This window comes from Pseudoxanthomonas sp. X-1 (assembly GCF_020042665.1).
Classification (GTDB): domain Bacteria; phylum Pseudomonadota; class Gammaproteobacteria; order Xanthomonadales; family Xanthomonadaceae; genus Pseudoxanthomonas_A; species Pseudoxanthomonas_A spadix_A.
In genome coordinates this window covers 1,562,661-1,587,830 of the sequence record NZ_CP083376.1, presented here as the reverse complement: position 1 = coordinate 1,587,830, position 25,170 = coordinate 1,562,661, and the positions used below count along the sequence as shown (strand labels likewise).

The 25,170-nt window shown below is 68.8% G+C and carries 23 protein-coding genes and 1 tRNA gene; 3 read left to right on the top strand and 21 right to left on the bottom strand.

All coding sequences use genetic code 11. The features are described from left to right. Window positions 1-23: 23 nt before the first annotated feature. From LAJ50_RS06980 to thrS, 20 genes are all read right to left on the bottom strand, one after another. Entirely contained in the window at window positions 24-1,043 is a 1,020-nt protein-coding gene (locus LAJ50_RS06980; protein WP_138654536.1) for a TraB/GumN family protein, read from the bottom strand. Window positions 1,044-1,108: 65 nt separating this feature from the next. Beyond that, window positions 1,109-1,573: a cupin domain-containing protein gene (locus LAJ50_RS06975; protein WP_138654538.1), complete on the bottom strand. Its 465-nt coding sequence runs from the start codon at window positions 1,571-1,573 to the stop codon at window positions 1,109-1,111. Between the two features lie 99 nt (window positions 1,574-1,672). Then, window positions 1,673-2,452 carry a WecB/TagA/CpsF family glycosyltransferase gene (locus LAJ50_RS06970; RefSeq protein ID WP_138654540.1) on the bottom strand — a complete coding sequence of 260 codons (780 nt, stop codon included), beginning with the start codon at window positions 2,450-2,452 and terminating at the stop codon, window positions 1,673-1,675. 161 nt (window positions 2,453-2,613) lie between these two features. Continuing rightward, window positions 2,614-3,807: a glycosyltransferase family 1 protein gene (locus tag LAJ50_RS06965; RefSeq protein WP_224096502.1), complete on the bottom strand. Its 1,194-nt coding sequence runs from the start codon at window positions 3,805-3,807 to the stop codon at window positions 2,614-2,616. Between the two features lie 263 nt (window positions 3,808-4,070). Then, a complete protein-coding gene (locus LAJ50_RS06960; RefSeq protein ID WP_224096501.1) occupies window positions 4,071-5,555 on the bottom strand; it encodes a lipopolysaccharide biosynthesis protein in 1,485 nt (494 codons plus the stop codon). A gap of 16 nt (window positions 5,556-5,571) precedes the next feature. Next, complete coding sequence (locus LAJ50_RS06955) at window positions 5,572-6,675, bottom strand: glycosyltransferase (RefSeq protein WP_205961554.1); 1,104 nt, start codon at window positions 6,673-6,675, stop codon at window positions 5,572-5,574. Further along, on the bottom strand, window positions 6,672-7,808 hold the full coding sequence (locus LAJ50_RS06950) for a glycosyltransferase family 4 protein (RefSeq protein WP_138654542.1): 1,137 nt from the start codon (window positions 7,806-7,808) through the stop codon (window positions 6,672-6,674). The genes LAJ50_RS06955 and LAJ50_RS06950 overlap by 4 nt, the downstream gene beginning before the upstream one ends. Continuing rightward, window positions 7,805-9,127: a polysaccharide biosynthesis protein GumE gene (locus tag LAJ50_RS06945; protein ID WP_205961555.1), complete on the bottom strand. Its 1,323-nt coding sequence runs from the start codon at window positions 9,125-9,127 to the stop codon at window positions 7,805-7,807. Before LAJ50_RS06945 ends, LAJ50_RS06950 begins: the two co-directional genes overlap by 4 nt. Before the next feature lie 3 nt (window positions 9,128-9,130). Further along, window positions 9,131-10,597 (bottom strand): undecaprenyl-phosphate glucose phosphotransferase, encoded by a 1,467-nt coding sequence (locus LAJ50_RS06940; protein ID WP_138654544.1) that lies wholly within the window; start codon window positions 10,595-10,597, stop codon window positions 9,131-9,133. A gap of 296 nt (window positions 10,598-10,893) precedes the next feature. Beyond that, complete coding sequence (locus LAJ50_RS06935) at window positions 10,894-12,300, bottom strand: GumC family protein (protein WP_138654546.1); 1,407 nt, start codon at window positions 12,298-12,300, stop codon at window positions 10,894-10,896. Then, window positions 12,297-13,001, bottom strand: a complete 705-nt coding sequence (locus LAJ50_RS06930) for a polysaccharide biosynthesis/export family protein (protein WP_130551762.1) — start codon at window positions 12,999-13,001, stop codon at window positions 12,297-12,299. Before LAJ50_RS06930 ends, LAJ50_RS06935 begins: the two co-directional genes overlap by 4 nt. 504 nt (window positions 13,002-13,505) lie before the next feature. After that, window positions 13,506-13,582, bottom strand: a tRNA-Pro gene (locus LAJ50_RS06925). A 112-nt stretch (window positions 13,583-13,694) separates the two neighbouring features. Further along, window positions 13,695-14,051, bottom strand: coding sequence for a MerR family transcriptional regulator (locus LAJ50_RS06920; protein WP_093136322.1), 357 nt, complete (start codon window positions 14,049-14,051; stop codon window positions 13,695-13,697). Then, window positions 14,044-14,349, bottom strand: coding sequence for an integration host factor subunit alpha (locus LAJ50_RS06915; RefSeq protein ID WP_093136318.1), 306 nt, complete (start codon window positions 14,347-14,349; stop codon window positions 14,044-14,046). The genes LAJ50_RS06920 and LAJ50_RS06915 overlap by 8 nt, the downstream gene beginning before the upstream one ends. 18 nt (window positions 14,350-14,367) lie before the next feature. Beyond that, entirely contained in the window at window positions 14,368-16,743 is a 2,376-nt protein-coding gene (pheT, locus tag LAJ50_RS06910; RefSeq protein ID WP_138654549.1) for a phenylalanine--tRNA ligase subunit beta, read from the bottom strand. Window positions 16,744-16,866: 123 nt separating this feature from the next. Then, entirely contained in the window at window positions 16,867-17,862 is a 996-nt protein-coding gene (gene pheS / locus LAJ50_RS06905) for a phenylalanine--tRNA ligase subunit alpha (protein WP_130551760.1), read from the bottom strand. A gap of 162 nt (window positions 17,863-18,024) precedes the next feature. Continuing rightward, window positions 18,025-18,384 carry a 50S ribosomal protein L20 gene (gene rplT / locus LAJ50_RS06900; protein ID WP_130551759.1) on the bottom strand — a complete coding sequence of 120 codons (360 nt, stop codon included), beginning with the start codon at window positions 18,382-18,384 and terminating at the stop codon, window positions 18,025-18,027. A gap of 11 nt (window positions 18,385-18,395) precedes the next feature. After that, a complete protein-coding gene (gene rpmI / locus LAJ50_RS06895; protein ID WP_014160066.1) occupies window positions 18,396-18,593 on the bottom strand; it encodes a 50S ribosomal protein L35 in 198 nt (65 codons plus the stop codon). Window positions 18,594-18,873: 280 nt separating this feature from the next. After that, window positions 18,874-19,401, bottom strand: coding sequence for a translation initiation factor IF-3 (gene infC, locus LAJ50_RS06890; RefSeq protein WP_224096549.1), 528 nt, complete (start codon window positions 19,399-19,401; stop codon window positions 18,874-18,876). A gap of 57 nt (window positions 19,402-19,458) precedes the next feature. Next, window positions 19,459-21,363, bottom strand: a complete 1,905-nt coding sequence (gene thrS, locus LAJ50_RS06885; RefSeq protein ID WP_138654551.1) for a threonine--tRNA ligase — start codon at window positions 21,361-21,363, stop codon at window positions 19,459-19,461. A gap of 302 nt (window positions 21,364-21,665) precedes the next feature. Between thrS and LAJ50_RS06880 the strand changes: the two genes are divergently transcribed. The 3 genes from LAJ50_RS06880 to LAJ50_RS20270 are packed head-to-tail and all read left to right on the top strand — an operon-like array spanning window position 21,666 to window position 24,329. Continuing rightward, window positions 21,666-22,574 (top strand): acyl-CoA thioesterase II, encoded by a 909-nt coding sequence (locus LAJ50_RS06880; protein WP_224096500.1) that lies wholly within the window; start codon window positions 21,666-21,668, stop codon window positions 22,572-22,574. A gap of 9 nt (window positions 22,575-22,583) precedes the next feature. Next, window positions 22,584-23,120, top strand: a complete 537-nt coding sequence (locus LAJ50_RS06875; protein WP_138654553.1) for a DUF2007 domain-containing protein — start codon at window positions 22,584-22,586, stop codon at window positions 23,118-23,120. A gap of 60 nt (window positions 23,121-23,180) precedes the next feature. Then, window positions 23,181-24,329 (top strand): sigma-70 family RNA polymerase sigma factor, encoded by a 1,149-nt coding sequence (locus LAJ50_RS20270; RefSeq protein WP_138654555.1) that lies wholly within the window; start codon window positions 23,181-23,183, stop codon window positions 24,327-24,329. A 120-nt stretch (window positions 24,330-24,449) separates the two neighbouring features. Here LAJ50_RS20270 and LAJ50_RS06865 read toward each other — a convergent pair whose 3' ends face one another. Then, the gene (locus tag LAJ50_RS06865; RefSeq protein WP_138654556.1) at window positions 24,450-25,070 is read right to left on the bottom strand and encodes an EF-hand domain-containing protein; all 621 of its coding nucleotides are present in this window, start codon (window positions 25,068-25,070) and stop codon (window positions 24,450-24,452) included. Between the last annotated feature and the right edge of the window lie 100 nt (window positions 25,071-25,170).

Genomic DNA, 25,170 nt, shown 5'->3' with positions numbered 1-25,170 from the left:
CAATCGGCGCACGGCCCGGTCACTCACTCCGCGTCGGGCGCCTCGACCGTATAGCCGCGCGCCTTGAGCGCGTCGATCAGGTTGTTGCGGCCCAGGATCAGGCCCATCGGCAGCAGCGCCACGGTGCCCTGATGCTGGGCCAGCGCGGCCTGAGCCTTCTCCAGCCATAGGTCCAGCGACTGCTGGCGCAGCGTGCTGAGGCCCAGCTTGCGTGCCAGGCCGCTCTCGCTGATCGCCGCCTGGCACACGCCGTACTGGGTCGCCTGCGGCGCGATGCGCAAGGTGTCGATGTCGCCGACCGCCCAGGCGTTGGCCTGGGCGCGCATCGCGTCGATCTCGTGCTCGAGCACGTCCAGCGTGCGGCTGAAGCAGCTGCGGTCGTCGAGACCGGTGCGCTGGAATTCGCGGATCGCCGCCTTGGGGTCGTCCAGCCTGGCGGTCGCCACCACGGAGGTGACCTTCAGGCCGGCGCGCTTGGCCAGGGTCTGCACCCGCTCGGCCACGACGTTGTCGGTGCTGAGCGCGGCGTCCTTCATCGCCGCCTTGTACAGCTCCAGCGCGGCGAAGATCGGCCGGCGCTGCTCGACGCCGCGGTCGCGCCCCAGGTAGCGCGCCTTGAGCGCGCTCCAGCGCGCGTACTCGGACGCCGGAACAACTTCCTGCAGGGTCTGGCCGTCGGGATTCTTGGCCGCCTTGAACAGCGACGGCAGCAGGAACAGATTGCCGAACATGCCGCGCCCGGTGTCCAGCGACATGCTCGGCGGCAGCAGCAGCTCCTGCGAGCCGGCGATGGCCGATTCCACCTGCGTCGGGCGCCAGTCCATGCGCTTGGGCAACGGCGTCAGCGTGCCCAGCACCCACAGCACGTGGCCATCGCGGCTGACCTTCCACAGGCCCGGGCCCGGCTGCACGCCCGAGACCGTCATCGGCGCCAGGTCGGTGATGGCCGGCTCGCTGGCCGGCGGCGGCGTCGCCTGCTGCGCGGAGGCGGACACGGCGAAGAGCAACAGCGGCGCGACCAGGCTCAGGCGCAGCTTGCGCATGAAGGACCTCCTGCAGGGACGCCGGGAGGCGCCGATGGCCGGATCTTACGGGGCGCGCCCGCGTTTCAATCCAGGTCCGGCGCACCCAGCGCATGCAGGCGTTCAGCGACCCGCGGCACAGCGTCGAGCAGGGCGAAGCCCTCCCAGACGAACCCCGGCGCGACGGTGCAGTCGACCAGCGCGTAGGAAGCCTCGGTCCAGGCGCGCTGCCAGTGCCCGGCCGGCACGACCGCCATCGCGCGGTCCTGCGATCCCAGTGTCAGCGTGCGCAGCGCATCGCCCTCCGGATCGAAGATCTGCAGCTGCAGCGGCCCGCCCTGCCGCCAGTGCCAGCCCTCCTCCGCATCGACCTGGTGCCAGCGGCTGCGCTGGCCCTGGCGCAGCAGGAAGTGGATGGCCGTCATCGCCGGCCGCAGGCGCCCGGCGTGCAGCACTTCCAACTGCGAGGCGTGGATGCGTCGGTAATAGCCGCCTTCGGGATGCGGCGTGAGGCCCAACGCGGCGATGAGCTGATCGATGTCCTGCGCCATGGCCGCATGCTAGCAAGCACCGCGCATGCGCCACAGCCTCTGCTCATCCCGGAGGCGAGACCCCGCCGTCGAGCAGCGCCGCGCCCGGCTGCGAGGTCTTCAGTCCTTGCGGTCGGCCCCGGCCGCGCGCAGGCACACGCCGAAGAAGGTGAGCAGATCCACCGAATAGCGTTTGATCAGGCGCCGCGGTTCGTGCAGCAGCCGGTAGGCCCATTCCATGTGCAGCTTCTGCACCCACCGCGGCGCGCGCCTGGCGTTGCCGGACAGGAAGTCCAGCAGCGCGCCCACACCGAAAGCCAGCGGCACCTGCAGCGCGGCGCTGTGTTCCAGGATCCAGCGCTCCTGGATCGGATTGCCCAGCGCGACCAGCAGCACATCCGGCGCGGCGGCGTTGATGGTGTCCACCAGCCCTTCGCCCTGGGCGCGCATCTGCGCGTAGCCGTCGCAGACACCCACGACCCGCTGGCCATGGACGTCCTCCAGCGTGCGCGCGGCGGCCTCGCCGACGCCCGGCTTGCCGCCTAGCAGGAAGAACCGCAGCGGCCGGCCGCTGGACTGGCACAGGCGCGGGATCAGATCGGTGCCGTTGAGGTTCTCGGCGAAGCGGCGGCGGTGCACCAGCAGCGCGGCCAGATCCATGCCGATGCCGTCGTTGACGATCGCCACCCCCGGCGCGTGCATCCGCGACCGCAGCGCCTGGCACTCGACCACGAAGTTGGTGTTGGCGAAGAACACCCGCTGGCGATCGCCCAGCTCCAGCGCGCGCAGCAACGCGGCAGTGAACACCGGCAGGCGCGTGCTGATGACGGGATAGCCGCCCAGCGGCAGCCGCTCGGCCTGGGCATCGAGGTCGTTGGGATGGCTGGCAAAGACAAGCATTCGATCACCGAAGAATGAAGGGGGAGAAGCGGCGCACCCGGGTTGCCGCCGCATCCGAAGGCCAGAGCGACCCGCCGGAAACACCGACGTTCCCGGCCGGCCGATCAGACGCAGGGCTCATCCCGGACAACGCGGACCCGCCGCGGCCCAGGTCAACCCGATCAGGCCGTGACCCGGATTTCCGGATAGCGCTCGGGTTCGAGCAGGCGGTCGGTGGTCTGCGGCCAGTCCAGGCACTGGCGGTGGCGTACGTGCGGGGCGGCCAGGGCCTGCTCGATGGCCGAACGCATCGAATGCACATCCCCCGGCGTATAGCCGAAGCGCGATGCGTAGCCGCCGACCACGGCGTTCGGGCAAACCGCCGGCAGGCCGAAGAAGTCGTACTGCAGCAGCTTCATCGAACTGTCCGCCAGGTAGGCCGGCACCTGCTCGGAGGCATACGGCGCGATACCGAAGCGCGCGTGCTTGATGTAGCGCACCACATCGGCGTGTTTCATCTCGCCATAGACCACGACGTTGTCGCCGTAGTCCGCGTGGCGGCCCTGCCCGGAACCGATCACATGGAAGGTCACCTGCGGGAAGGCATGACTGGCCTGGGCGATGAAGGTCGGGTCGAACAGCATCGAGCCCACCGACACCGCGTGGATGCCGGTGTCGGGATATGGGTTCGGATCGCCCAGCGCATCCAGCCCCGGATCCACACCGTGCCCCACGTGATAGACGTTGTGCCGGCTGTTGATCTCCGCGGCCATCACCGGCGACACGAGCGCGATCGCGTCGAGCATGCCGCACACGTTGTCGAACTCGCGGGTGATGTACTGCGCCACCTCGATCGTGCTCAGTCCGTCGGAGGCGCGATAGACCAGGCGCGCTCGCGGATTGAGCCGCTTGCACAGGCGGATGAAGGCCACCGCGGTGCCGCTCTCCAGCACGATCACGTCCGACTCGCGGATCCATCGCACCAGCTGCGCCGGCGGTCGCGCGGCGTAGGCGCGGAACATCAGGTTCTCGACCGGCCGCAGCCACGCGCGCCGGGTATTGAACGGATGCACGAGCGTGCGCCACAGGTAGCATTCCACGCCCTTGTGCAGGACGACCCGATTGGCCGTCGCATCCAGCGGCAGGCGCAGGTCGCGCTTGTACCTGGACAGGCGGCTGTAGCGCAGGGAGAAGAAGCGCGTCGGCCCGCGCTTGGCCAGCTCGTCGGCGATGAAATGGATGTTGGCGCGGCGCGGCGTGCGGTAGTCGTGCGCCGACAGCACCAGGTAACGCGTCTGGCCTTGCCCGGACCGCTGACCGGCGACTGCGGACGCGATGGGCGTGGCGGTGGAAGACGAAACGTCGAAGGCCGGCATGGCAGCTCCAGTGGGGGAATGGAGAGCGGATACGGTCGCTGCCTGTCTCGGCGGGGCAGCGACCGCAAGCATGTGTCGGCCGTCATGTCCAAGTCCCGGTGCCGCGTCGCAAAAATCACGCGCGGCGGGCCGGGGCCGACCGATCACACCCGCGAGGATGGCGTGCAGCACCTTCATCGCCGATGACCGGCGCCGCTGCGCGAGCGCCGGCGCTGAATCCTCTCGGCGTGGGCGCGCATGCAGGGCAGGATCGCGGAAGCTCATCACGCTGTCGGGGCGCGCCGGCGCAGCAGTTCGCGACTGCTGAGGATCATGGCGACATCGCGACGGAACGCGGGCCACAGCAGGCAGACCGCGCCGAACGCCGCCACGATCGCCGCGAAGCCCACCGCCAGCTCCGTCACCGGGGTGTGCGCCCAGTGCCGCGCCGCCGCCCACGAGGCCCAGCCGCACAGGCCGTAGCCGACCAGCGCGCGCAGCCCGTTGTCGAACATCGCCCGGCCCGGCGCCTGCCCCGCCCGGGTGACCCAGATCACCGACATCGGCCACATCAACGCCAGGCCCAGCGCGTAGCCGACCGCCACCCCCAGCGCGCCCCATGACGAGCCCACCAGGATGCACAGGATCAGCAGGCTGCGCGCGATCACCGAATAGATCAGCTGCGCGCGCATCAGGCCCAGCGACAGGAACACCCAGTAGGTCGCATAGGACACGACCTGGAACACGCCACCGAGCGTGAGCACCTGGAAGATCGGCACCGCGCCGCGCCACTGCTCGCCCAGGAACAGCACGATCAGCGGTTCGCCCTGGGCGCAGGCGAAGGCGAAGATGGCCACGATCAGATGCACCATCACCGTCTGCCCGCGCAGCAGGAAGGTCGCATAGCGTTCGCGCTGGTCCTGCAGCTTGGACAGCACCGGCAGCGCTACGGTGGTGGCCGGCGCGTTGATCTGGTTCAACGGCATCATCAGCAGCTGGAAGGCGCGGTTGTACAGGCCCAGCGCCTCGGCGCCGAGGCGGTAGCCGATCAGCACCTGGCCGATGTTCTGGCTGGCGTATCCCAACGCCTGCGCGGCCATCAGGTTCCAGCCGAAGCTCAGGAAGTGCCCCATCTCAACGCCGCGCCGCGGGCGTCCGGGCAGCCAGCGCGCGGCGATCATCGTCACCAGCAGCCCGACCGCGCCGGCCACGACCTGCTGGATCACCAGCGCCCAGTAGCCCAGGCCCGCCAGCGCGGCGACGACCGCCGCGATCAGGCCCAGCGACTGGCCACCGACATCGCTCAGCGCCAGGCGGCCGAACATCAGCTCGCGGCTCAGGTGCGCGCGGTACTGGGTGTTCATGCCGCTGAGCAGGAAGGTCACCGACATGGCTTGGCTGACCGCCGCCAGGCGCGGCTCGTGATAGAAGCCGGCGATCAGGCCCGATCCTGCGAAGACCACCAGACCCAGCACCAGCCCGATCGCGCTGTTCAACCAGAACAGGTTGTCGCGCTGCGCGCGCGACAGGCTCTTGGCCTGGATCGCCGCCGAGGAAAGGCCGAAGTCGCGCAGGATCTCGCAGATGCCGACCAGCGCGGTCACCATCGCCATGACGCCGTAGTCTTCCGGGCTCAGCAGGCGCGCCAGCAGGATGATCCCGCCGAACTGCACCACCATGCGCGCGCCCTGCCCGGCCATGGTCTTGGCGGCGCCGGCCGCCGCCCGACCGCCCAGGCCCGGATGCGACGCGCCGGATTCGGATTTCACGACCACCGACACGGCCTCACCGGCTGCGGCTGTCGATGGAGCGCCGCTCGGGCGCGGAAGGCGTGACGCCGGCCGCCGGCAGACCGCGCCGCTGGCGGATCGCGGCGAGATAGCTGCGGTAATGCAGGCGCCCGGCCTGCGACCAGGCCCGCCGCGACAGGTCGGGCATCGGCGCGCGCCGCGTGGCGCGCGCCTGCGCGAGCCCCGACCGGATCACCTGCGCATCCAGCTCGCCCTCGTACATGAAGACCCAGCCCGGCCCCACCTCATCGGCGACGGCCGCGTTGTTGGGGGTGCGCGGCACCAGCACCGGGCGGGCCAGCGAGAGGGCCAGCAGCAGGGTGCCGGAGTTGTGCATGTCCCTGTAGGGCAGGACGACCAGTTCCGATGCGGACACTTCCATGGCCAGCGTCGGATCGTCGACGTACTGCAGCAGCGCGCTGACCCGCGGATCGCGCGTGCATGCCGCCTCCACCAGCGCGCGCATCTGCGGGCTGGCGGGATTGCCCACCACGCGCAGGCTGCAGTCGGGTTCGGCGAGGTCGGCCATCGACGCCAGCAGGCCCTCCACGCCCTTGTAGGGCCGGATCAGGCCGAAATGCAGCAGCCGGCCGGTCACCTGTGCGGCTTGGGGATGCGGCGCGAACCAGTCCACGTAATGGCCATGCAACGCGGTATCGGTACCCGGCGCACGCGGCTCGGTGGTCTGGTTGATGCGGATCCAGCGCGAGGTCATCCGGTCCATGCGCCGCAGCAGCCAGCGCTCGACGGCGCCGCCCTGCTCGTGCGGAGTCAGGTTGTGCAGCGTGCGCACGATCGGCGTGCGCAATACCGTCCAGCGCAGCAGCAGCAACGCGACGGCGCATTGCCGCAGCAGGCGCCCCAGCACCGTGGGATGGCGCATCGTGTATTCGGGCCAGTGCAGATGCACCACGTCGTAGCGCGAGAGCAGCGCAGTGCGCAGGGACCAGAAGCGCACGCGCACCAACGGCGCCAGCGCCGCCAGCAGCTGCACCAGGTAGGGGTTGGTCCTGGGCGTGGGCGCGTTGAACTGCTGCAGCACGGTCAGCAGCGGCCGGCCGCCGCTGCGCGCCTGCGCGCCGTGGTCGTGCGGGGTCATCGCCCGCCCCCTGTCGCGTCCAGCGCGGCGTGGTACTCGTCCACATAGCGGCCCACCACGTGGCGCCAGTGATAGCGCTGCACGAAGGCCATGGCCGTCTGGCGACGCGCGGCGAAGGCTTCGTCCGACACGGCCGTCAGCGCCTGGGCGGCCTGCGCACCTGCCTGCGGCGCGTTCGGATCGACCAGCACGCCCAGCCCCGACTCGCTGACCAGGCGCCGGAACGGCGGGATGTCGCTGAGCACTGGGATCAGTCCCGCGCTCATCGCCTCCACCGGCGCGATCCCGAAGCCCTCGTGCCGCGACAGGCAGGCGAAGTACTGCGCGCGCGCCAGCAGCGCGGCCAGTTCGGCCTCCGAAGGCGAGGCCACCACCTGCACGTGGTCGGTCAGTCCGCGCGCGGCGATGTCGCGCGCCAGGTCCGCGGCGGTCAGGTCGTATTCGCGGCCTGCGATGATCAGCTCCCAGCGTGGGTCCAGCGCCCGCAGCGCTTCGAACAGCGCCAGCGTGTCCAGCAGGCCCTTGTTGACCGACCAGCGGCCGAAATAGATCAGCGTCCGCCCGGGCGCCTGGCCGCCGCGCCCGGCGAACTTCTGCACGTCCACGCCGTTCTCGATCACCCGCAGCCGCGCGGGCGCCACGACGCTGGAGAACACGTTGCCGTCGTTCTCGCTGGTGGCCACCACGCGCCGGTAGGCACGGGCCGAGGCGCGCGTGATGCTGGAGAACCACAAGCGCTTGAGCCGCGAGGCGTAAGCGGTATGGAAGAAGCCGCCATGCGTGGACACGATCATCGGCTTGCGATGGACCATGCGCGTCGCCGCCAGATAATCGAAGAAGAAGTCGATGCCATGCACATGCACCACGTCCGCGGAGCCGATCGCGCCCAGCACGCCGGGCGTGAGCGGATAGCGGCTGGACCCGGACCACGGCAGGCGCCTGACCGGGATGTCCCGATGCATGGTCTCGGCGGGCAGGCGCACGTCGGGTGCGCTGAAGATGCGGTCCAGGGTCACCACCTCGACCTGGTCCTGGCGATGGCCGTCGCGATGGTGCATGGCGACGTTCAGCACCACGTCTTCCAGCCCGCCGACGGAGGGGTGGAACTGGCGCACCACGTGGACGACCTTCATCGCGCGGCCTCCGAGGCGAGCGCGGCGCGGTGGGCCAGCGCGCGCGCCTCCTGTGCCAGACCGGTCGGCATGCGCCAGGGCCAGCCCTTGAGCTGCCACAGCGCGCCGCAGACGAACCACCACAGGGACGCCGACTTGACGGAGAACAGGCTGTTGGACACCAGCAGGCCGACGGAGAACGCCAGCATGAAGAAGTTCTTGAACGCCTGGCCGTCCTCGGTCGGCATGCCCATGCCGAAGGCATAGGCCAACAGGAAGAAGCCCACCACCATGATCGACTGGGAGGCGATGAAGTAGGCGATCCCGCTGTCGAAGTACGCGTAGGCCGCGTCGAAATCCAGCCCCAGCCAGACCTCGGCCGGCATGCGCAGCATCGCGTTCACGGTCAGGTAGACGCGGCCCAGCGTGTCGTCCTGGTAGGTACTCACGCCGGTGACCCAGACGATCGCCAGCGCACCCAGCAGCACCAGCGGCATGATCAGGAACGACAGCCGTTGATCCAGCCGCCTGAGCACCGGAGCCCCCAGGACCAGCAGCAGGCTGGTGCCCACCGCGAGCCGCCCGTCGGTGGCCACGATCAGGAACAGCAGCACGCCGATCGAGGTCAGCACCTGCCTCGGGCGCATCGAGCGCCAGAAGGTCAACAGGATCGCCACGAAGAACACGATGAAGTTGCCGGCGCTCACCGGCTCGACGAAGATCGAGGACGCCCGCGGCAGACCGCTTCCGGGCAGGAAGTTGCGCTCGCCCGGCCGCGTCGCGCTGACGAACAGGTTGCTGTCCTCGTTCCAGAAGCCGCTCTCGTCCAGGCCGCGCGTATTGACGTAGTAGCTCTTCGGGTTGATCAGATCGCCATACAGGTCCGGCACGGCGAGCTCGAAGGCGGCCACCAGGCCGATGAGGACGGCCATGCGCACGAACAGCTTCGGCAACGAGCCGCCGTAGGCGGAGCCGAGCACCAGGAAGGCGAAGGGAATGATGGCATCGCGGATGAACTTGGCATCCACCCGCCACTCGATCAGATAGCGGAACAGCAGCACCGCGACGATCAGCGCGATGCCGGCCAGCAGCGCGGCGAGCTTGGAACGCTCCAGGCTCCAGATGCCGACGCCGAAGCAGCCGGCATAGATCAGCAGCTCGGCCAGGTAGGTCAACGCCGGCGACACCGGCATGATCTTGGCGTTGACGAAGGCGAGCACGAAGTTGTAGCCGACCGCGGACAGGAGCAGCAGCTCGATCAGCAGATCGCGGTAGCGCTGGGCGGACTGGGCACGCGTGCTGGCGCGCACCGGCACGGCTTCATGGGGAACCACGGCCATGGATCAGTACGCGGTCTTCTGCCCGAGCACGCGCACGGCCGTGAGCGCGATGATCTTGCAGTCCAGCCACAGCGACCAGCGGCGGATGTAGTCCAGGTCGTACTGCACGCGCTTCTTCATGGTGCGCAGCTCCGGCGTCTCGCCGCGGAACCCGTTGACCTGCGCCCAGCCGGTGATCCCCGGCTTGACGTAATGGCGCTGCATGTAGCGGTTGATCAGCTTTTCGTAGTGGCTGTTGTGCTGGGCCGCGTGCGGGCGCGGCCCCACGATGGACATGCTGCCGCCGAGCACGTTGAAGATCTGCGGCAGCTCGTCGATGCTGGTACGGCGCAGGAAGGCGCCGAAGCGTGTGATGCGCGCGTCGCCCTTGGTCGCCTGCTTCACCTCGCCCTTGCCCGCGCCGGGCTGGTCGACGTACATCGAGCGGAACTTGAGCATGTAGAACTCGCGGCCGCCCAGCCCGTTACGCTTCTGGCGGAAGAACACCGGGCCCGGCGAACTGAGCTTGACCCCGATCGCCACCGCCACCAGCAGCGGCCACAGCACCAGCAGTGCGCCGATGGCCACGATCTTGTCCTGCAGGGACTTGGCCACCACGAAGTAGTTGTTGCGATCCACGCCGCCCTGGCGCAGGTTGATCACCGGCACGTTGCCGATCTGCTCGCCCTGCTGGTTGAGCATGCCGAAATCGAACAGGTCGGGCACCAGCTTGACCGTGATCGGATGCCGGTCCAGCACCTGCAGCAGGGCCTTGATGCGGTCGCGGTCGCCCAGCGGCATGGAGATCCACACCTGCTCGATGGTGTTCTCCTGCAGATAGCTCTCCAGCTCCTCCGGCGCGGAGATGCCCAGGCACGGAAGGCGACTGGAGGCCGCGCTGGGCACCATGTCGTAGCGGCTCTGGAAGTAGCCGACCAGCTGCAGGCCGACCCAGCTGTTGCGCGACAGGTAGTGCTGCAGCTTGAACACCGGCGTGCGCAGCCCGATCACCACCACTCGCTGGGTATCCACGCCGGTGCTGCGCAAGGCGTTGAGCACGTTGCGCAGCACCGTGCGCGAGGCCACCAGGCCGACGAAGCCCAGCAGATACCAGGCGCCGAGCCAGCTGCGCGAGACGAACTGCCCCATCTGCACGACCAGCGCATGGACGGCGAACAGCGCGAACACGCCGCTCCAGGCCGCGCCCAGCACCATCACCTCGCGTCCCAGGCCACGTCCGCGCCAGCTGCGATACAGCGGCAAGGCGGTGAAACAGATCACGGCATAGAGCAGTGTCGTGCCGATCACCGCGCGGTAGCCCACGGCCGGGAGCCAGCCCCCGAACCGCAGGCGATAGGCGATCAGGGCTGCCGCGACCACGACCACCAGGTCACCGACCCGCAGCAGGACATCGGCGGCCGCCGAGTACTTGGACAGCAGGCGCGGCGAGGCGCTTGTATCGGTACCGCTACTGAGGTCAGCAAGAAGCATGGCGCTCTCCAATCTGATGTTTCGCCGGCACGCGCCTTGGCGCGCATGCCCGGAAACGGTGTCCGACGTGCTTGGCCGCCTGGCCAACGCGCGAAACGCCATGGGCGTCTCGAAGCGTCAGGCCCACGGCCGTCACCTCGTACTGGAGCACTGCATGTCCCCCTGTTCCCCGGAAGCTTCCCGGGGAACAAACCAGTTGCTGCGGTGCAACACTCTCAGAAAGAGTGCAAAGGTTCTGTGCACCAGCGCACGGGTCGGGGTTCGAATGCGCGCTCCTCGTCTATTCAGTCAACGCGTCACGTGGCCTGCGGCCGCCGCAGCGAGCCGGCCAGATGCAGCAGCAGCGCGAGCACCAGGCCGAGGAAGAAACCGAACACCAGCCCGAGGACCAGGTTCACCAGCAGCCGCGGCGAGTTCGGCGAACCCGGCGCCTCGGCCTTGTCGATGACGGAAATGTTGTTGGCCCCGACATTACCCGCCACGCCGATTTCCTTGAAGCGCTGCAGCAGCGCGTCGTACAGCTGGCGGTTGGTGTCCACGTCGCGCTTGAGCATGTTGTAGCGGATGCTGCGCTCCTCCAGATCCAGCTGGTCGTGCTTGAGCGCTTCGATGCGCTGCTCGGTGAGCTGCTCCTGCTGCGCGGCCGCATCGTATTGCGACTTCAGCGAGGCGCGGATGACGCCCACCTCGCGACGGATCTGCTGGTTGCCCGCGTCGATGCGGCTCTTCAGGCGCTGCATCTCCGGATAGTCGGGCTTGTAGGTGGCCAGCTTCTGGTTGTACTCGCTCTCCATCTGCGACTGCGCCTCGCGCAGGTTCTGGATCAGCGGGCTGGCGACCACCTGCGGCAGGTTCAATCCGTCGCCGGCGCGGGCCTGGTTCCAGGCCGCCTCGGCCTGCAGCCTGGCGGCCTGCGCGGTGGCCAGCATGCCGTTGAGCTCGCTCAGGTTCTGCGCCGGCAGCGAGGGCTGGTTGTCGCCGATCGAGACGATCTGCTGGTCGCCCGAATAGTCCACCAGCGCGCGTTCGGACGCTTCCACCTTGCCGCGCAGCTGCTCGAGACGCTCGGACAGGTACTTGACCGCGAAGGTCGAGGCATCGAGCTGACGCTGCAGGTTGTCGGCGATGAAGGTCGATGCGTAGGCGTTGGCGACCCGCGCCGAGAGCGTCGGATCGGGCGAGCTGAAATGGACTTTGGCCAGGCGCGAATTGCGCACCGGCTCGATCTCCAGGCCGTCTAGGACCTCGGAGGTCAGCGCACGCTCGACCGCGTCCTGCTGGCGCTTGCGCACGCTGGCCTGGTCGCCTTCCGCGGCCACCGCGGCCTTCTCGGCGGCCTTCTCGGCCAGCTCCCTGTAGGCCGGATGCTCGGCCAGATGGGTCGCGCGGATGACCTGCTGGGCCAGCGAACGGCTGCGCAGCAACTCGTACTGGGTGTCGTAGAAGTCGCGGTCCATCGGCGACTCGGCCGGCATCAGATTCTCGATGTTGACCACGTTCATCGCGTCGCGATTGATCTGCAACGTGGTGGTGGCCTGGTACTTGGGCGTCATCAGCAGCGTGACGACCAGCACCAGCGCGGCCACGCCCAGCGTCACGCCGGCGATCAGCCAGCGGCGCGAGGTGACGGCATGCCAGTACTCCAGCAGGGTGACGTCGGCGTGCCGGCCGTGGAGATGGGAAGAATGGTCGACCGTGCTCATCGATAGGCCCTGAACACCATGACGAAGGGGGTCAGCTCGAGCACGGTGCGCAGGAGCAGGCGCGCGTCGGAGCGATAGACCACGACGATGTCGCCTCCGTAGATCTCCGGGTCCGGATTGGCGCCCTTTTCGATCTCGGTCAGATCGAAGCGCGCGATCATCTTCTGCCCGCCGATCTCGCGGAACACCACCACGTTCCGGCGGCTCGCCAGGTCGCTCACGCCCTGCGCCTCGGCCAGGGCCTGCTGCAGGGTCAGCTGCGTGGCGCCGTTGAGCGGATAGTTGCCCGGCTTGGAGACCGCGCCGGACACGGTGATGCGCTGGCTGGTGAACTCCTGGATCAGCACCGAGACCTGCGGATCCTGCAGGAACCTGTCGCCGTAGCGCCGGGTGATCTCGCTTTCCAGCTCGCTGCGCGTCAGCCCGGTCGCCTTGAGGTTGCCGATCAGCGGCAGCGAGATCATGCCCTCGTTGTCCACGCGCACCTGGCGCTCGAGATCCTCGATCTGGAAGACCTTGATCTCGATCAGGTCGCCGGCACCGATGCGGTACTCCGGCGTTTCCTTCAGCTCGCCCAGCGGATCGGGCGCCGGCAGCGAGGTGGCGACCTCCTTGGGAACGGAACTGCAGCTGGTCAGGAGCAGCAGGCACACAACAGCGAGCCATGCCAACGGACTTCGAGCGGAGGGCGATGAGGCCATAGAACAGTCGTCTACCTTTGGGGTGGGGGGAACCCGCGGGTGCCTTGCCGGACGCAGGTTCCGACGCGGCGAGAGCTTTGTGAGTTGGCTCGACGATGTGACCCGTCGAACTCAAGGTCACCAGCCGAATGTGAATACGGCCTGCGATCGACTATGGCATAGCGATGCATCGGTCTCCAGACCGAAATCCAAAACGACGCGCGGCCTCCGGCGGCGCGGCGCATGTCGGCCCGATCGCCGGATTGCCTGTCGTTTCCGACCAAAACCCTTTGCTGGTGCTGCTTTGCACAAACCTGGAGAACGCGCGTCACACACGACACAGCGCGTGTTTATGTGACAGAGCGCGCGAATATGTGCCGCAGGCGGTAGTTAATCCGCACTCAGCTAATTCAAAGACGCCTTAACGCTTGGCCCGTCGATGGCACAGCGGTGATCCGGAGCGCCCCCGGAACGGCGAAACGAAAAACGCCCGGAAGGCCGGGCGTTGTTCACACTCACTGCGATTGGTCGGGACGGCCGGATTTGAACCGACGACCCTCTGCCCCCCAGGCAGATGCGCTACCAGGCTGCGCTACGCCCCGACGTCGCAAAGACATTGATCCCACCAGCGGTTGGCCGCGCATCATACCGGATTCGTGCGCGGACTGGCACCCCGTCACGCTCCCGCGATGGCGATGACCGCCGCGCCGACCGTCAGCGGCGCAGCAGCTGCAAGACTTCTTCCAGCTCCAGGCGCACCTGGCGCACGATCTGGTTGCTCAGTGCCGACTCCTGCTTGGCGCCCTCGCCTTCCAGGCGCAGGCGCGCGCCACCGATCGTATAGCCCTGTTCGTACAGCAGGCCGCGGATCTGGCGGACCATCAGCACGTCGTGCCGCTGGTAATAGCGCCGGTTGCCGCGGCGCTTGACTGGCTCCAGGCTGGGGAACTCGGTCTCCCAGTAGCGCAGCACGTGCGGCTTGACGTCGCACAGCTCGGACACCTCACCGATGGTGAAGTAGCGCTTGGCCGGGATCGGCGGCAGTTCCTTGTTGCTGCCCGGATCAAGCATTCGGGTTGCCTCCGGCGTACGCCTCGACGCGTTCCTTGAGCTTCTGGCCCGGGCGGAAGGTGACCACGGTGCGCGCGGAGATCGGGATCTCCTCGCCGGTCTTGGGGTTGCGCCCCGGGCGCTGGTTCTTGCGACGCAGGTCGAAGTTGCCGAAGCCGGACAGCTTGACCTGGCGCCCCTGTTCCAGGGCGTCGCGCAGCACGTCGAAATACGCGTCGACGAATTCCTTGGCCTCGCGCTTGTTCAGCCCGACTTCGTCGAACAGGCGTTCGGCCATCTCCGCTTTGGTCAATGCCATGGTGTTCCCCCTAGAGCCTCATTCGCGGATGCGGCCGCCGTGTTCATGCGCCAGGGCGGCCACCGTTGCGGCGACCGCTTCGTCCACATCGCGATCATTCAATGTGCGCGTGTTGTCCTGCAAAATCAAGCCCATAGCCAGGCTCTTTTGACCGGTTTCGACCCCGGGACCGACGTAGCGGTCGAACAACAGCACCTGCCTGAGCAGCGGTCCGGCGGCCTGCCGCACGGTGCGCTCGATGGCCGCGAACGGCACCGTCTCGGCCACGCTGAAGGCCAGGTCGCGGCGCACCGAGGGGAAGCGCGACAGCTCGCCCGCTCGCGGGATCTGGCGCTGGACCAAAGGCGCCAGGTCCAGTTCGAACGCCAGCACCGGCACGTCCAGGTCCAGCGCCTTGAGCAGGCGTGGATGCAGTTGCCCGATCCAGCCGATGACCTGCCCCTCGCGCAGCACCCGCGCCGAGCGACCCGGGTGCCCGAAGCCCTCGCCCGCCGGCTCGAACGTCAACACCGCGCCCGACGCCGCCGCCAGGCTCTCCAGGTCGCCCTTGAGGTCGTGGAAGTCCACCGCACGCGCGGGCACGCCCCATTGCCGGGCATGGGCATCGCCGCAGACCGCGGCGGCGATGCGCAGCGTCTCGCGCGGCGCCTCGCCCTGCCCGGCCGCGGCGAACACGTTGCCCAGCTCGAACAGGCGGATGCGGCTGGCCTGCCGGGTCGCATTGCGCTGCAGGGCGGCGACCAGGCCGGGCAACAGGGAAGTGCGCATCACGCCCAGCTCGCTGCTGAGCGGATTGGCCAGCGGCACCGCGCCTTCGGTCAGGCCCCAGCGCGCCAGCAGCTGGGCGTCGACGAAGGCGAAGTTGACCGTCTCCAGCAGGTCGCGCGCGGCCAGCTGGCGGCGCACGGTGGCCTGGTCCAGGCGGGTCTCGCTGTCGGCGGCGATGCGGGTGGCGCCGCCCGGCAGCGTGGCCGGGATGCGGTCGTAGCCGTGGATGCGTGCCAGTTCCTCGATCAGGTCTTCCTCGATGGCGATGTCGAAGCGCCGGCTGGGCGCGACGACCGACCAGCCTGCGTCGGTGGCATCGACCTGCATGCCCAGCGCGCGCAGGATGCGCTCGATTTCGGCATCCGGGATCTCCAGGCCGAGCACGCGCGCCACGCGGGCGCGGCGCAGCGCGATCGGTGCCGGCGCCGGCAGGTGCTGATCCAGCGCCGCCTGCACGACCGGGCCGGGCTGGCCACCGGCCAGCTCCACGATCAGGCGCGTGGCCACCTCGATGGCCTGCGGTGCCAGCGCCGGGTCGACGCCGCGCTCGTAACGGTGCGAGGCGTCGGTATGCAGGCCCAGGCGACGGCCGCGGCCGATGATGGCGGCCGGCGCGAAGTACGCCGACTCCAGGAACACGTTGCGGGTGGCATCGCTCACCTTGGTGTCCTGCCCGCCCATGATGCCGGCCAGCGCGACCGGACGGTCGGCGTCGGTGATCACCAGGAAGCCGTCATCCAGCGCGGCGGTGCGGCCATCGAGCAGTTGCAGCGACTCGCCGCCGCGGCCGTGGCGCACGCCGACCGGGCCGGTCAGCAGATCGCGGTCGAAGGCGTGCATCGGCTGGCCCAGCTCCAGCATCACGTACTGGGTGATGTCCACCAGCAGCGAGACCGGGCGCACGCCACCGCGACGCAGGCGCTCGGCCATCCAGATCGGCGTGGCGCGGGTCGGATCGACGCCCTCGATGACGCGGCCGCAGTAGCGCGGCGCATCGGCGCCGGCGTCCAGGGTCACCCGCAGCGCGCGATCGTGCGCGGCGGGCACCGGCGTGGCGTCGAACGGCACCACCTCGCTGCCGCTGGCGGCGGCCACGTCGAAGGCGATGCCGCGCACGCTGAAGCAGTCGGCGCGGTTGGGCGTCAGCTTGATCTCGATGCTGGCGTCGGGCAGGCCCAGGTAGTCGGCGATCGGCGTCCCCACCGGCGCATCGCCCGGCAGTTCGAGCAGGCCGGAGGCGTCGGCGTCCACGCCCAGTTCCTTGGCCGAGCAGAGCATGCCGTTGGATTCCACACCGCGCAGCTTGGCGGCCTTGATGGAGATCTCGCCCAGCCTGGCGCCGACCATCGCCAGCGGCGCGACCAGCCCGGGGCGCGCATTGGGCGCGCCGCACACGATCTGCAGGCGCTCGCCGGTACCGGCATCGACCTGACAGATCTGCAGGCGGTCGGCCTCCGGATGACGGGCGCAGTCGACGATGCGCGCCACCACCACCTTGTCCAGGCCTTCGCCCAGCGCGGTGACGTCCTCGACCTCCAGGCCGATGGCGGTCAGCGTCGCCGACAGCTCTTCGCGCGTGGCGCCGGTGGGGACGTGGCTGCGCAGCCAGTTTTCGCTGAATTTCATAGGGGCTGGGAATGGGAAATGGGGAATGGGGAATCGGAGGTGCGGACTACTGGGGCGGAGACGGTGAGGGGGAATGGCCTTTGCTTTTGTCCACTCCCGATTCCCGTTTCCCGACTCCCCTCCTCAGGCGAACTGCCTGAGGAACCGCACATCGTTCTCGAAGAACGCGCGCAGGTCGCTCACGCCGTAGCGCAGCATCGCGAAGCGCTCCACGCCCATGCCGAAGGCGAAGCCGGTGTAGCGCTCCGGATCGATGCCGACGCTGCGCAGCACGTTCGGGTGGACCATGCCGCAGCCCAGCACTTCCAGCCAGCGCGTACTGCCATCGGGCTGCTGCCAGGCGATGTCCACTTCCGCGCCGGGTTCGACGAAGGGGAAGTAGCTGGGGCGGAAGCGCATCTCGAAATCGCGCTCGAAGAAGGCGCGCACGAACTCGCTCAGCGTGCCCTTGAGGTCGGCGAAGGTCGAATGCTCGTCCACCAGCAGGCCCTCGCACTGGTGGAACATGGGCGAATGGGTCTGGTCGCTGTCGCTCCGATACACCTTGCCCAGCGCGATCATGCGCAGCGGCGGGGCGTGCTCGCCCATGTAGCGCACCTGCACGCCCGAGGTATGGGTGCGCAGCAGGCGGCCGTCGCCGAAGTAGAAGGTGTCGTGCATGGCGCGCGCCGGATGGTGCGGCGGGAAGTTCAGCGCCTCGAAGTTGTGCCAGTCGTCCTCGATCTCCGGGCCGTCGGCCAGTTCGTAGCCCAGGCGGCCGAAGATCTCGGCGATGCGCTCGATGGTGCGGCTGATCGGATGCAGGCCGCCGCGCGTGCCATCGCGGCCCGGCAGGGTCACATCGATCGCCTCGCCGGCCAGGCGCGCGTCGAGCGCGGCCTCTTCCAGCACGGCCTTGCGCTCGGACAGCGCCTGGGAGATCGCATCGCGCGCGCGGTTGATGGCTTCGCCCGCGGCCTTGCGCTGGTCGGCCGGCAGCGTGCCGAGCGCCTTGAGCTGGGCGGTGACCTGGCCGTTCTTGCCCAGCAGCGCCACGCGCAGGGATTCGACCGCGTCGGGCGCGCTGGCAGCGGCGATGTCGGCCAGCGCCTGCGCGGTGAGGGATTCGATTTCGCTCATCGGTCCTTGGAGGTCCTTGGAAGTGGAAATCCGGCGGCGACCCGCGTCGGACCTTCGGGTCGCCCAAAACAAAATGGGGAAGGACTCGCGCCCTTCCCCATGCATGCAATGCTGTTTCCGTCGAAGCGCCGCGCGCGGCGGTGCGCTTCGATGGATCGACACTTATGCCGCGAGCGCGCCCTTGGCCTTTTCAGCCAGCGCCGCAAAACCGGCGGCGTCGTGGACGGCGATGTCGGCCAGGACCTTGCGGTCCAGGGTGATGCCGGACTTCAGCAGGCCGTTCATGAAACGGCTGTAGCTCAGGCCGTTGATGCGGGCCGCCGCGTTGATGCGGGTGATCCACAGCGAACGGAAGTTGCGCTTCTTCTGCTTGCGGCCGATGTAGGCGTACTGCTGCGCCTTGATGACCGCCTGCTTGGCGACGCGGAACACCTTGCGGCGGGCGTTGTAGTAGCCCTTGGCCTGGCTGATGATCTTCTTGTGACGGCGACGTGCGGTCACACCACGCTTGACTCGTGCCATGGTCTAGTTCCTCAGAGGTAGGGCAGCATGCGGTTCAGACGGCCGGAATCTTCGGCGCGAATGATGTTCGTCGCACGAAGACCACGCTTCCGCTTGGTCGCCTTCTTGGTGAGGATGTGGCTACGGTTGGCGTGGCCAGCCTTGAACTTGCCGGAGGCGGTCTTGCGGAAACGCTTCGCCGCCGCCCGGTGGGTCTTGATCTTGGGCATTGCTAGATCCTTGTGGTTTTCGATAACTGGTCTGGGCGGTGGCTTGCGCCACGCTTTCCGTCCTGCCCCAACCGGCTGGTAAGTCGCTGATCCGCAACGGATCGACGACAGGTTCCTGATGGCCTTGCGGCCGCCCGGCGTGAAACCGGGCCGCGCATCATACATGGCCGGCGATTTCCTTGCAAATCAGCAGGTTCGCCAAGCCCGGATACGGCGAACCGGGCGCGGGGCCCGGTCCGGCGTCTCGCTCCGCATGCGCCCGCGCGGGGCGCCCGGGCGCTTACTGCTTCTTCTTCGGCGCGATCATCATGACCATCTGCCGGCCTTCCAGGCGCGGACGCGACTCGATGATGATGTCCTCGCCCAGGTCGCGCTCGATGCGCGAGGCCATCTCGCGACCCAGCTCCTGGTGGCTCATTTCGCGGCCACGGAAGCGAATGTTGACCTTGACCTTGTCGCCCTCTTCCAGGAAACGGCGCATGTTGCGCAGCTTGATCTGGTAGTCGCCCTCGTCGGTGACGGGACGGAACTTGAGTTCCTTGATCTCGACCTGCTTGGTCTTCTTCTTGGCCTCGTTGGCCTTCTTCTGGGCTTCGAACTTGAACTTGCCGAAGTCCATGATCTTGCACACCGGCGGATCGGCCTGCGGCTGGATCTCGACCAGGTCCAGACCCTCGTCCTCGGCCATGGACAGCGCCTCGTCGCGCGAAAGCACGCCGATCATCTCGCCATCGCTGCCGATCACGCGCACGCGCGGGACACGGATCTCCTGGTTCTTGCGGTTTTGCTTGTTGTCGGGGGTACTGATGTTGCAGTCTCCGTGATGGAATGGGGCCGGCACCCCTCACGATGCCGGTTCCTCAGGTCAGGCCGCTTGCTCGGCCGCCAGGCGCTCGGCGAAGGCCTGGATGGACATTGTGCCCAAATCCTCGCCTGCGCGCGTGCGCACGGCCACGGCGCCATTGTCCCTCTCGCGGTCTCCGACCACCAGCAGATACGGCACCCGCTGCAGCGTGTGTTCGCGGATCTTATAGCCGATCTTTTCGTTCCGCAAATCCGAAACGACGCGGAAACCTTGATTTGAAAGGGTTTTCGCCACTTCCTCGACGTACGCGCCCTGGGCGTCGGTGATGTTGGCGACCACCGCCTGCACCGGCGCCAGCCAGGCCGGGAACGCCCCGGCGTGGTGCTCGATCAGGATGCCGATGAAGCGCTCCATCGAGCCGACGATGGCCCGGTGCAGCATGACCGGGTGCCGTTTCTGGCTGTTTTCGTCCACGTACTCGGCGCCCAGGCGGCCGGGCATCATGAAATCGACCTGCATCGTGCCCAGCTGCCAGGTGCGGCCGATGGCGTCGCGCAGGTGGTACTCGATCTTGGGGCCGTAGAACGCGCCCTCGCCCGGCAGTTCCTGCCACTCCACCCCGCAACTGCGCAGGGCCGAACGCAGCGCGTCCTCGGCCTTGTCCCAGGTGGCGTCGTCGCCCAGGCGCGATTCGGGGCGCAGGGCGATCTTGATCTGGATGTCCTCGAAACCGAAGTCGGCGTACACCTTCAGCGCCTGCTGGTGGAAGGCGGTGACCTCGGCCTCGATCTGCGCCTCGGTGCAGAAGATGTGGCCGTCGTCCTGGGTGAAGCCGCGCACGCGCAGGATGCCGTGCAGCGCGCCGGAGGGCTCGTTGCGGTGGCAGGCGCCGAACTCGCCGTAGCGGATCGGCAGGTCGCGGTAGCTGTGCAGGCCCTGGTTGAACACCTGCACGTGGCCCGGGCAGTTCATCGGCTTGACCGCGTAGGTGCGCTTCTCCGACTCGGTGAAGAACATGTTCTCCTTGTAGTTGTCCCAATGGCCCGACTTCTGCCACAGCGACACGTCCAGGATCTGCGGGCAGCGCACCTCGCCGTAGCCGCTCTCGCGGTAGACCCGGCGCATGTACTGCTCGACGACCTGCCACAGCGCCCAGCCCTTGGGATGCCAGAACACCAGGCCTGGGCCCTCTTCCTGCAGGTGGAACAGGTCCTGCTGCTTGCCGATGCGGCGGTGGTCGCGCTTCTCGGCCTCCTCGATGCGCTGGATGTAGGCGTCGAGCTGCTTCTTGTCGGCCCAGGCCGTGCCGTAGATGCGCTGCAGCTGCTCGTTCTTGGCATCGCCGCGCCAGTAGGCGCCGGAGATCCGGGTCAGCTTGAAGGCCTTGAGGAAGCGCGTGTTGGGCACGTGCGGGCCGCGACACATGTCCACGTATTCCTGGTGGTAGTACATGCCCATGGCCTGGATGTCCTGGGGCATGTCCTCGATCAGGCGCAGCTTGTAGTCCTCGCCGCGGGCCTTGAAGATCTCGATCACCTCGGCGCGCGGAGTCATGCGCTTGATCACGTCGTAATCCTGCGCGATCAGCTCGGCCATGCGCGCCTCGATGGCGGCCATGTCCTCGGGCGTGAACGGACGCTCGGAATAGATGTCGTAGTAGAAGCCCTCGGCGATCACCGGGCCGATGACCATCTTCACGTCCGGATAGAGCTGCTTGACCGCATGCCCGACCAGGTGCGCGGCGGAGTGGCGGATGATCTCCACGCCCTCCTCGTCCTTGGGCGTGATGATGCGCAGGGTGGCGTCGTGGTCGATGACGTCGCTGGCATCGACCAGCACGCCATCCACGGCGCCGGCGACGGTGGCCTTGGCCAGGCCCGCGCCGATCGACTGGGCGACCTGCATGACGGAAACGGGGGCGTCGAACTGACGGCGGCTGCCGTCGGGGAGCGTGATCGTGATCATGGGCTTTTCAGGGGCTTGGGGCCGCGCCGACGACCGGGCATCGGGGGCAAGGAAATCTGGGGACGAGACTGCGTAAACACAAAGGGCGCCACACGGGCGCCCTTGCAGGTGACCATGCGCGTGGATCAGCGGTGGGCGGTGGTAGTGCTCATGTCGCACGCTCGGCCGGCGCGGGGCGCGGGCCACCTGACTCATCGTCGAAACGGACCGGCATGGTAGCGCAAAGCCCGCCGCGACGGGCAACGAGGCGCGCGGACGCCGCCGCTATACTGCCGGCCCACCCGCCTCGCCCGCGCCCGCCCGTGTCCCCCGAACCCGTCGTCGCCGAACTGATCGAACTGCTCAGCCTGGAGCGCCTGGAAGAAAACCTCTTCCGCGGCCAAAGCCGGGACATCGGCACCAAGTACGTGTTCGGCGGCCAGGTGCTGGGCCAGGCCCTGTCGGCGGCGCAGGCCACGGTCGACCCGGCCGCGCAGCGCCGTGCGCACTCGCTGCACGCCTACTTCCTGCGCGCAGGCGATGTGGAAGCGCCGATCGTCTACGACGTGGACCGCACCCGCGACGGCGGCAGCTTCTCGGTGCGCCGGGTCACCGCGATCCAGCACGGCAAGGTGATCTTCTTCTGCGCGGCGTCCTTCCAGGGCGACGAGCCCGGGGTCGAGCACCAGCCGGAGATGCCGCAGGTACCGGCGCCGGAGGACATCGACGAGCAGCCCTCGGTGCCGCCGCAGGTCATGGCCACCCTGCCGCCCAAGATCCAGCGCTGGCTCAACCGGCTGGGGCCGTTCGAGTTCCGCCACGTGCAGCCGCGCAACGAGCTGGACCCCCAGCGCCTGCCGCCGCGGCAGCAGTTCTGGTTCCGGTTGTCCGAGCGGGTCGGCGACTCGCCGGAACTGCACCGCACGCTGCTGGCCTATGCCTCGGATTACCAGCTGCTGGGCACGGCCAACTTCCCGCACGGCATCAGCTACTACCAGCCCAACGTGCAGATGGCCTCGCTGGACCATGCGATCTGGTTCCATCGCCCGTTCCGCGCCGACGACTGGCTGCTGTACGCCATCGACAGCCCGACCATGCAGAACGCGCGCGGCATGGCGCGCGGGCTGATCTTCGACCGTGCCGGTCGGCTGGTGGCGAGCACCGCGCAGGAGGGCCTGATCCGCGTGGTCCCCAGCGCCGGCGATGCGGCCCACGTGCCGGCCAAGGAATAAGGCAGCGCCGTGCGCCAGATCTTTACCAGCCAGCGCGTGGAAACCGTCGAGGGCGTGGCCCAGCTGCTCGAACAGGCCGGCATCGCCACCTACATCAGCAACGGCCGCTCCTACCACGGCCGGCGCGGCAGCCAGTTCAAGTATTCCGACCCCACGCCCAAGGCCAAGCAGCCGACCGTGTGGGTGCGCCATGCCGACGACCAGCTGCGCGCGCGCGAACTGCTGCGTGCCCAGGGCCTGCTGGAGACCACCCGGCCCGGGGTGGCGCAGCCGCTGGCCTTCGCCGAGCCGGACCAGGACGTCCACGGCAAGCGCCGTTGGGCGCTGCGCATCCGTCTGGTGCTGCTGGCGCTGATCGTGGCCGCGGCGGCCTTCACGTTCCTGCACCACCGTGCGCTGCGGCAGCAGGCGCAGGCGGAAGCCGCGGCGGCCGCCGCCGCGCAGGCGGCCGCCCGCCAGGCGCGCACGCCGCAGGACGATGGGCTGAAGGACGACGAACAGCGCGTGCGCATCCCGGTGCTGCCGCCGGCCTCGCCGCCGCGCTGAGCGGTCACATCCGGCGGCCCGGCGCGTCATGGAGGAGGATTTCAACCTGGAAGCCCCGCCATGCATGCCCTGACCCTGGACGCCACGCTGCACCACGAACTGCCGGCCGCCCGTCGCGGCGACCCGGCCGCCTATGGCCGGATCGTGTCGGCCTGCCAGAACACGGTCACCGCCATCGCCCTGTCGATCACGCGCGATGTGGCCGCCAGCGAGGACATCGCACAGGAGGCGTTCCTGCGCGCCTGGCAGCGGCTGGACCGGCTGAAGAACCACGACAGCTTCCTGCCCTGGCTGCGGCAGATCACCCGCAACCTGGCCCGCGACCACCTGCGCGCGCGCAGGCACGCGGCCATGACCGGGCAGGACGCCGAGCTGGCCATCGCGATCGCCGCCGACCCGGCGCCCGAACCCGGCGAACGCCTGCTGGCCACCGAGCAGGAAACCGCCGCGCTGGAACTCATCGACGCCCTGCCCGCCGAGAGCCGCGAGACGCTGCTGCTGTACTACCGCGAGGGCCAGCGCTCGCAGCAGGTCGCCGCGCTGCTGGGCCTGTCCGACGCCGCCGTGCGCAAGCGCCTGTCGCGAGCGCGCGAGCAGGTGCGCAGCGAGCTGCTGGCGCGCTTCGGCGAATTCGCGCGCGACTCGGCGCCGGCAGCGGCCTTCACCCTGGTGGTGACCAGCGCGCTGACAGTCGGCGCGCCGCCGGCCGCCGCCGCCACCGCACTGGGGCTGGTCGGTTCGGTCGGCGCCAAGACCGCGGGCAAGGTGCTGCTGGGCGGCCTGGGCAGCATCGGGGTCGGCGTGGCGGGCGCCGGCCTGGGCGTCTGGCTCGGCCTGAAACGCAACCTGCGCGGCGCGCTGGACGAGCAGGAGCGGAGCCAGCTCAAGCGCAGCGCGGCGATGAGCGCCGGGCTCTCGCTAGCCTTCGTCGTCGGCATGTTCGCCTATGCGCTCTGGGGGCACGGCTGGCTGGTGCCGCTGCTGCTGACGCTGGGACTGTTCGGCGGCGTCAGCTATCTGTGTCTGGTGGTCGAACCGCGCATCAAGGCGCGGCGCCATGCCGTGGAGGCGCAGCGCGATCCGGTCAAGGCCGCGCGCGACCGCCGCCGCGAACGGCTGCTGGCCTGGTTGGGCTTCGTGCTGGGCATGACGCTGGGCGGCGGCGGCCTGGTGTGGGGGATGATCTCCAGCGGTCGCCTGGGCCTTTGAAGCAGGAAACAGGGAAACCGGAGCGCGCGTGCCCCCGCGTGTCTCGCTCTCCGTTCTAAAAAGCAAACCCCGCACCGTCACCGGCGCGGGGCCCTTCTACTCTTGACCGCGATCGACCGGTTACGACCCGGCCGGCGCGTCCGCCGGCGGCGGCGGGGACGGCGGGACGCCGTCCGGGCCACCGCGATGACCGCGCGGACCATGCCCGTCGCGCGGGCCGTGCATCGGGCCGTCCGGCTTGGCCGCGTCGAACTCGGCCTTGCTCAGCAGGCCATCCTTGTTGGTGTCGGCCTTGGCGAACCAGTCGTCGCGGCGCTGCTTCATCTTCAACTCGAAGTCGGCCTTGTCGACGAAGCCGTCCTTGTTGACGTCCATCTGCGCGAAGCGTGCGGCGAGCTTGGGGTCGGCCTTGGCTTCGGCGGCGCTGATGCGACCGTCGTGGTTGGTATCGAGGCGGGACATCCATTCGCCCGGGCCACGCCCCCGCTCGCCGCGCGGGGGATGCGGCAACTCATCGCGGCTCAGGACGCCGTCCTTGTTCTTGTCCAGCGCGTCGAACTGCTTGGCCAACCAGGGGTTGGCGGCGGCCTCGGCGCGGCTGATCTTGCCGTCGTTGTTGGTGTCCAGCGACTTGAGCGGCGCGGGCGGCGGCGGCGGGGGGCCGGCGTCCTGGCCAGCGGCCCAGGCCGTGCCGGCGCCCAGCGCGGCGACGATGGAAAACGCGATCAGGGTCTTGCGCATGCGTGCTTCCTTCCAGTTTCGTGGCGACGCGCCACTGGCAAGGAGAACGCCGCACCCCGACCGGCGTTGACCCTGGTCGCGGTCGCATTAAGACGGCGGA

What these genes read in the sequence shown, in the direction of transcription:
- LAJ50_RS06955 (WP_205961554.1), bottom strand. Translation starts at nt 6,675, where the DNA reads ATGACCCCGCACGACCACGGCGCGCAGGCGCGCAGCGGCGGCCGGCCG.
- LAJ50_RS06970 (WP_138654540.1), bottom strand. Translation starts at nt 2,452, where the DNA reads ATGCTTGTCTTTGCCAGCCATCCCAACGACCTCGATGCCCAGGCCGAG.
- LAJ50_RS06965 (WP_224096502.1), bottom strand. Translation starts at nt 3,807, where the DNA reads ATGCCGGCCTTCGACGTTTCGTCTTCCACCGCCACGCCCATCGCGTCC.
- LAJ50_RS06940 (WP_138654544.1), bottom strand. Translation starts at nt 10,597, where the DNA reads ATGCTTCTTGCTGACCTCAGTAGCGGTACCGATACAAGCGCCTCGCCG.
- pheT (WP_138654549.1), bottom strand. Translation starts at nt 16,743, where the DNA reads ATGAAATTCAGCGAAAACTGGCTGCGCAGCCACGTCCCCACCGGCGCC.
- pheS (WP_130551760.1), bottom strand. Translation starts at nt 17,862, where the DNA reads ATGAGCGAAATCGAATCCCTCACCGCGCAGGCGCTGGCCGACATCGCC.
- LAJ50_RS06945 (WP_205961555.1), bottom strand. Translation starts at nt 9,127, where the DNA reads ATGGCCGTGGTTCCCCATGAAGCCGTGCCGGTGCGCGCCAGCACGCGT.
- LAJ50_RS06950 (WP_138654542.1), bottom strand. Translation starts at nt 7,808, where the DNA reads ATGAAGGTCGTCCACGTGGTGCGCCAGTTCCACCCCTCCGTCGGCGGG.
- LAJ50_RS06975 (WP_138654538.1), bottom strand. Translation starts at nt 1,573, where the DNA reads ATGGCGCAGGACATCGATCAGCTCATCGCCGCGTTGGGCCTCACGCCG.
- rplT (WP_130551759.1), bottom strand. Translation starts at nt 18,384, where the DNA reads ATGGCACGAGTCAAGCGTGGTGTGACCGCACGTCGCCGTCACAAGAAG.
- rpmI (WP_014160066.1), bottom strand. Translation starts at nt 18,593, where the DNA reads ATGCCCAAGATCAAGACCCACCGGGCGGCGGCGAAGCGTTTCCGCAAG.
- LAJ50_RS06980 (WP_138654536.1), bottom strand. Translation starts at nt 1,043, where the DNA reads ATGCGCAAGCTGCGCCTGAGCCTGGTCGCGCCGCTGTTGCTCTTCGCC.
- LAJ50_RS06935 (WP_138654546.1), bottom strand. Translation starts at nt 12,300, where the DNA reads ATGAGCACGGTCGACCATTCTTCCCATCTCCACGGCCGGCACGCCGAC.
- LAJ50_RS06930 (WP_130551762.1), bottom strand. Translation starts at nt 13,001, where the DNA reads ATGGCCTCATCGCCCTCCGCTCGAAGTCCGTTGGCATGGCTCGCTGTT.
- LAJ50_RS06865 (WP_138654556.1), bottom strand. Translation starts at nt 25,070, where the DNA reads ATGCGCAAGACCCTGATCGCGTTTTCCATCGTCGCCGCGCTGGGCGCC.
- LAJ50_RS06915 (WP_093136318.1), bottom strand. Translation starts at nt 14,349, where the DNA reads ATGGCATTGACCAAAGCGGAGATGGCCGAACGCCTGTTCGACGAAGTC.
- LAJ50_RS06920 (WP_093136322.1), bottom strand. Translation starts at nt 14,051, where the DNA reads ATGCTTGATCCGGGCAGCAACAAGGAACTGCCGCCGATCCCGGCCAAG.
- LAJ50_RS20270 (WP_138654555.1), top strand. Translation starts at nt 23,181, where the DNA reads ATGCATGCCCTGACCCTGGACGCCACGCTGCACCACGAACTGCCGGCC.
- thrS (WP_138654551.1), bottom strand. Translation starts at nt 21,363, where the DNA reads ATGATCACGATCACGCTCCCCGACGGCAGCCGCCGTCAGTTCGACGCC.